General features: G+C 70.4%; 5 protein-coding genes and 1 tRNA gene. 3 read left to right on the forward strand and 3 right to left on the reverse strand.

Annotated elements, in window-relative coordinates; all coding sequences use genetic code 11:
* Positions 1–12: 12 nt before the first annotated feature.
* The 3 genes from FRZ03_RS01720 to FRZ03_RS01725 all read right to left on the reverse strand — a co-directional run bounded on the left by FRZ03_RS01720 (position 13) and on the right by FRZ03_RS01725 (position 2,585).
* A complete protein-coding gene (locus FRZ03_RS01720) occupies positions 13–1,113 on the reverse strand; it encodes a fatty acid desaturase family protein (RefSeq protein ID WP_146463323.1) in 1,101 nt (366 codons plus the stop codon).
* A gap of 286 nt (positions 1,114–1,399) precedes the next feature.
* Positions 1,400–1,549, reverse strand: a complete 150-nt coding sequence (locus tag FRZ03_RS38750) for a hypothetical protein (RefSeq protein ID WP_167381442.1) — start codon at positions 1,547–1,549, stop codon at positions 1,400–1,402.
* Positions 1,550–1,577: 28 nt separating this feature from the next.
* Positions 1,578–2,585, reverse strand: a complete 1,008-nt coding sequence (locus FRZ03_RS01725) for a DUF2156 domain-containing protein (protein WP_146463324.1) — start codon at positions 2,583–2,585, stop codon at positions 1,578–1,580.
* Positions 2,586–2,761: 176 nt separating this feature from the next.
* On the opposite strand from FRZ03_RS01725, the gene FRZ03_RS38755 reads away from it, so the two are divergent.
* From FRZ03_RS38755 to FRZ03_RS01735, 3 genes are all read left to right on the forward strand, one after another.
* Positions 2,762–2,856, forward strand: a tRNA-OTHER gene (locus FRZ03_RS38755).
* Between the two features lie 280 nt (positions 2,857–3,136).
* A complete protein-coding gene (locus FRZ03_RS01730) occupies positions 3,137–3,931 on the forward strand; it encodes an AfsR/SARP family transcriptional regulator (RefSeq protein WP_146463325.1) in 795 nt (264 codons plus the stop codon).
* A gap of 130 nt (positions 3,932–4,061) precedes the next feature.
* A complete protein-coding gene (locus tag FRZ03_RS01735; RefSeq protein ID WP_146463326.1) occupies positions 4,062–5,606 on the forward strand; it encodes an acyl-CoA carboxylase subunit beta in 1,545 nt (514 codons plus the stop codon).
* Positions 5,607–5,634 lie beyond the last annotated feature (28 nt).

Consider the following 5,634-nt stretch of genomic DNA (forward strand, 5'->3'; position numbering starts at 1 on the left):
GGGGAAGGGCGGTCAGGCCGCTTCCATGGCCTGGCGCCGGATCTGCTCCTCGACGTCACCGCGCCGCACCGGGACGCTGACCTCGTGGAGGTAGGAGGCGACCTCGCGGTACGAGGCCCAGAACCCGACCTCGTGGTACGGCACACCGCGTTCCGCGCAGTACTGCATGGTCAGTTCGCGGGCGCGGGGCAGGCTCTTCTGCGGCATGGCCGGGAACAGATGGTGCTCGACCTGGTAGTTGAGGCCGCCGTAGAGGAAGTCGATCAGCAGGCTGGGCCGGATGTTGCGGGAGGTGAGGACCTGCCGCTCCAGCCAGTCCAGGGTCTCCTCCTCGCCGTCGCGGATCTGCATGCCCTTGTGGTTCGGGGCGAAGATCATGCCGAAGTACACGCCCAGGGTGGCGTGCTGGACGACGATGAAGGCGACCGCGAGCGCCGGGGACAGGACGGTGAAGGCACAGGTGAGGTAGACGGCGGTGCGCAGCAGGATGAGGAAGGTCTCCAGCACGGGCCGCTTGGTCTTGCCGCCTGCGATGGACTTGACCGCGGTCTTCAGCATCTTGAAGCCCTCGAGCACCAGCAGCACGAAGAACAGCACGCTCTGGTAGCGCACGACGAGCTTCTGGGTGCCCTTGCGGGTCGGGTACTGCTTGATGTCGAAGATGACGGTGCGCCGGCCGATGTCCGGGTCCATGTCCAGGTGGTTGGGGTTGCTGTGGTGCCGGTTGTGGTGGTTGACCCACCAGCCGTAGCTGACCCCGTTGACCAGGTTGGCGTGGATGTAACCGACCGCGGAGGCGGCCTTCTTGCTGCGGAACATGGCCTTGTGGCCGGCGTCGTGCCACATGAACGCCGACTGGCCGCCGCACAGCCCCATCCACAGGGCGGTGAGCAGCTGCCACCAGGAGTTGCCCAGCTCGAAGAAGGCGACGAAGCCGACCAGCAGCAGGGCGGTGTTGAGGGCGAGCTTGCCCACGTAGTACCGCGGGTCCAGGTCGAGGAGCCCCTCGGCCTTGACCCGTTTCAGCAGTTCGGCGAACGTGGCCGAGGCGCCGGTGCGTTCGCCGCCCGGTGCGGCCGCGGCCACGGCTTCTTGTATGTGCGGACGCTGCATGCGTTGCTCTCCTTGGGAGAAAGTGCCCGATACGGGCGGCGGCGCCGCTGCCCCGCGGACCTGCGGACCTGCGGGCGCCGCGAGTCGGACTTCAGCTCCCGCGTGGGGTCACCGCCGCGGGCTGTGGGCCCGCCCGGCGGACCCGGGCGACGGGAGCACAGTGCGGTGCTCCCGGGCCCGGACCGCCGGGCGAACGTGCGTCCAGCGTTCCGTGCGGCACTGATGTGGCACTGATACCGGTCTGATCGGGCCACTTCGGCCCGGTCGCCGGCACCCCGGCGGCCACTCAGGCGGCCGCCTCGGCGCGCAGCCGCTCGTCGAGGGCGCGCACGGACGCGTCGGCGGCCTCGGCGACCTGCTCGTCGTCGGGGGCGCCGATGACGGCCATCAGCTGCCCGACCACGGCGTGCGAGAGTTCCTCGGTGGACTGGCTCATCGCTGCGTCTCCTGTCTGTGAGTGATGGTCAGAACGCCTTGCAGGCACGGAAGATGTGCGCGAAGCCGGGCAGCGAGGCCTGCGGCCCGTCGAACGCGACGTACTCGGGGATGAGCAGGTCGGGGGCCCACTTCTGCTTGTACGACAGCTGGGTCTGCGCGGGGTACAGCGCGGCGCCCTCGGCCCACAGCGCGTGCATCAGCCACTGGAAGGCCGGGCTGTGGCCGTCGAGCTCATGGGCGGCGTCGAGCCCGGTGAAGGGGGTGAAACCGAAGTGCAGCCACTCGACGCCCTCCGCCCGGAAGACCTCGATGGCGTGCGCGTTGATGGCCTCCATCAGGCCGGGCGAACCCTCCGGGATGCGCCGGCTGAGGTCGTGCATCCAGCCGGCCCGGCTGCCGTAGACCGGCGAGTAGGAGATGTAGGCCACCGGCTCGCCGTCGATGGTGCCGACGAACAGCCGGCGGTGCGCCTGGGCCGGGCCGCCGATCTGACCGACCAGGAACTCCAGTTGCTGGGCTCCGCCCTTGGAGCCGAGCCACGCCTTGTCGATGACGGCGATGGCGTCGGCGACGTCGGCCGCGTCGACCTCCTGGACCTGGAGGCCGTTGCGCAGCGCGCGGGAGATCTTGTTGCGCAGCTGCATGAACTTGGTGCCGCGCAGCGTGAACTCCTCCAGGCTGACCGCCCAGGAGGCGCCGACCTGGTTGACGACGCAGCCGCGTTCCGCGTACCGCTCGGCGTCGGTGCGCTGGAGCTGCACGCCGACCAGGCTCAGGCCCTCGTCCCGGACGTAACTCCGGAAGGCGTCCAGCAGGGTGTCGTAGTCCCGCTCGGCGGCGAACGGACCGCCGAACTGGACCGCCCAGCGGCCGGTGCGGCGGTAGACGACGACGCCGTCCGCGCCCGGCGCGGTGAAGACGCTGTTTCCGCTGTTGAGCGCCAGGAAGGAACTCGGGTTCTCGCTCGTGGTGTGGGTGCGTATCGCGTCGAGAATCCGGCTGTCGGTGCCGGTCTCGGTGGTGGTCGCGGTCATTCCCGTACCCCTTTCGGGAGCGTTTTCCGTCGAAGGGAGTACAGCACCGTAACGTTGCTCTGCAAAAGAGCAGTTGGCTATTCATTTACCTGTGTCAGAAGCGTGTCAGCTTTAGGTCAGCCGGAGCTGCCAATGTGGTTGACGTGAACGGCGCCGGAATCCGGGGCCGGACACGGGGAGAGGTGCCCGGAGTGGCTTATCGGGGACCGAGTGCACAGCTCTGGTCGGGCCTGACCGGCCCACGCAGGTTCAAATCCTGCCCTCTCCGCCACGGCCGGAACCACGGCCGGACGCCATCCCCGCGCCGATCGCACGGGAATTGACGGCTCCGGCCCGGGGGTTCGGCAATTCCCGGCCGGTGCTTTTCCGAACGAGCACCGGCAGTACCCAGGAACCGCCGGCCGCCCCCCGTCCCGGCGGAGCAGATGCCCCGGCGGGCCGCGCGAGGAGTCGAGGTCCGCCGGGGCACGGCGCGTTCGGTCGCTCTTTCTTTCACGGCAGCACCAATCCGGAATCACCGTCGGCGAGGAATTGTCATCTAGGGGGAAAGAATGCTGAGGTTCTCCGTACTCGGAGCACTGGAGATACGCACCGACGCCGGTGAGGCGGACGTCTGCGGCGACCTCCAGCGCACGCTGGTGCAGACCCTGCTGGTCAGCGAGGGCCGGCCGGTGTCCGGGGAGAGCCTGGCCGAGGAGATGTGGGGCGAGGCGTTGCCGGACCGCCAGGCCAACGCCCTCCAGGCGCACATCAGCCGGCTGCGGCGCAGGCTGCGGGCGCTGGAGCCGGACCGGCCGGCCTCCCGGGTGACCATCCATCCGGCGGGCTACCGGCTCAGCGTCGGCGAGGGCGAGCTGGACGCGGCCGAGTTCGTGCGGACCGTGCGGCAGGCGGAAGCGGCGGCGGCGCACGACCCCGGGCGCACCGCCCGGATGCTGGGCGAGGCCCTGGCGCTGTGGCGCGGGCCGGTGTTCGGCGGCTCCCCCGGGGGCACCCTGTGCCAGCTGGCCGGGGCCCGCTACGAGGAGCACCGGATGCGCGCGATGGAGCTGCTCTTCGATGCCGAGCTGCGGCTCGGGCGGCACGCGTCCGTGCTCGCGGAACTGGCCGAGGCCCACACCAACCACCCACTGCGGGAACGGTTCTGCGAGCAGTTGATGATCGCCCTGTACTGCTCGGGGCGGCAGGCCGACGCCCTGGACGTCTTCCGCCGGATGCGCGGCCGGCTGGACGAGGAGCTGGGCATCCAGCCCTCCCCCGCGCTGCGCAGGATCGAGATGGCGATCCTCTCGCACGACCCGGCCCTCACCGGCGACCCGCGCATCCCGGCGCTCCAGCCGGTGTGACCGCGCGGACCGGGGGGCCGTAAGCGGTCCGTCAGCGTCCGGTCAGCCCGGGTTGTCACGCTCGGGTCCGACCGGCGGCCCGCGCGGGCAGCGTCCGAAGTCACGTCACCGCACGCAGAGGCAGGCAGAGATGAACTCCCATGTCGCGGAACTGGCCGACATACGCGCACGCGTGCTCGCCGGCCCCAGCGAGAAGGCGACCGCAGCGCAGCACGCCAAGGGCAAGCTGACGGCCCGCGAGCGGATCGGCCTGCTCCTCGATCCGGGCTCGTTCCAGGAGGTCGAGCAGCTGCGGCGGCACCGGGCGACCGGTTTCGGCCTGGAGGCGAAGAAGCCGTACACCGACGGTGTCGTCACCGGCTGGGGCACGGTCGAGGGCCGTACGGTCTTCGTCTACGCGCACGACTTCCGGATCTTCGGCGGCGCGCTGGGCGAGGCCCACGCCACCAAGATCCACAAGATCATGGACATGGCCATCGCGGCCGGCGCGCCGCTGGTCTCGCTGAACGACGGCGCCGGCGCCCGCATCCAGGAGGGCGTGACCGCACTCGCGGGCTACGGCGGCATCTTCCGCCGCAACACGGCCGCGTCCGGGGTGATCCCGCAGATCAGCGTGATGCTCGGCCCGTGCGCGGGCGGCGCGGCGTACAGCCCCGCCCTGACGGACTTCGTCTTCATGGTCCGCGAGACGTCCCAGATGTTCATCACCGGTCCGGACGTGGTCAAGGCCGTGACCGGCGAGGAGATCACCCAAAACGGCCTGGGCGGCGCGGACGTCCACGCGGAGACGAGCGGCGTCTGCCACTTCGCCTACGACGACGAGGAGACCTGCCTGGAGGAGGTCCGGTACCTCCTCTCCCTCCTCCCGCGGAACAACCGCGAGAACCCGCCCCAGGTCGAGTGCGCCGACCCGGTGGACCGGCGCTGCGAGGCGCTGGCCGACCTGGTGCCGGTGGACGGCAACCAGCCGTACGACATGACGCGGGTGATTGAGGAGATCGTCGACGACGGCGAGTACCTGGAGGTGCACCAGCGCTGGGCCCGCAACATCATCTGCGCGCTGGCCCGCCTCGACGGGCAGGTGGTCGGCATCGTCGCCAACCAGCCGCAGGCCCTGGCGGGGGTGCTGGACATCGAGGCCTCGGAGAAGGCCGCGCGGTTCGTGCAGATGTGCGACGCCTTCAGCATCCCGCTGGTCACGCTGCTGGACGTGCCCGGGTTCCTGCCCGGCGTCGACCAGGAGCACGGCGGCATCATCCGCCGCGGCGCGAAGCTGCTGTACGCCTACTGCAACGCGACCGTGCCGCGCATCTCCCTGATCCTGCGCAAGGCGTACGGCGGCGCGTACATCGTCATGGACTCGCAGTCGATCGGCGCCGACCTCACCTACGCCTGGCCCACGAACGAGATCGCGGTGATGGGCGCGGAGGGCGCGGCCAACGTCATCTTCCGACGCCAGATCGCCGAGGCGGAGGACCCCGAGGCCATGCGCGCCCGTCTGGTCAAGGAGTACAAGTCCGAGCTGATGCACCCGTACTACGCCGCCGAGCGCGGCCTGGTCGACGACGTCATCGACCCCGCCGAGACCCGCGAGGTCCTGGTGCGGTCGCTGGCGATGCTCCGCACGAAACACGCGGAGCGCCCCGCCCGCAAACACGGCAACCCCCCTCAGTGACGGAGGTCCCGATGCCCGCATCCCCCAC

Origin of the sequence: Streptomyces misionensis (assembly GCF_007896895.1) — a bacterium.
In the GTDB taxonomy this organism is placed as follows: domain Bacteria; phylum Actinomycetota; class Actinomycetes; order Streptomycetales; family Streptomycetaceae; genus Streptomyces; species Streptomyces misionensis_A.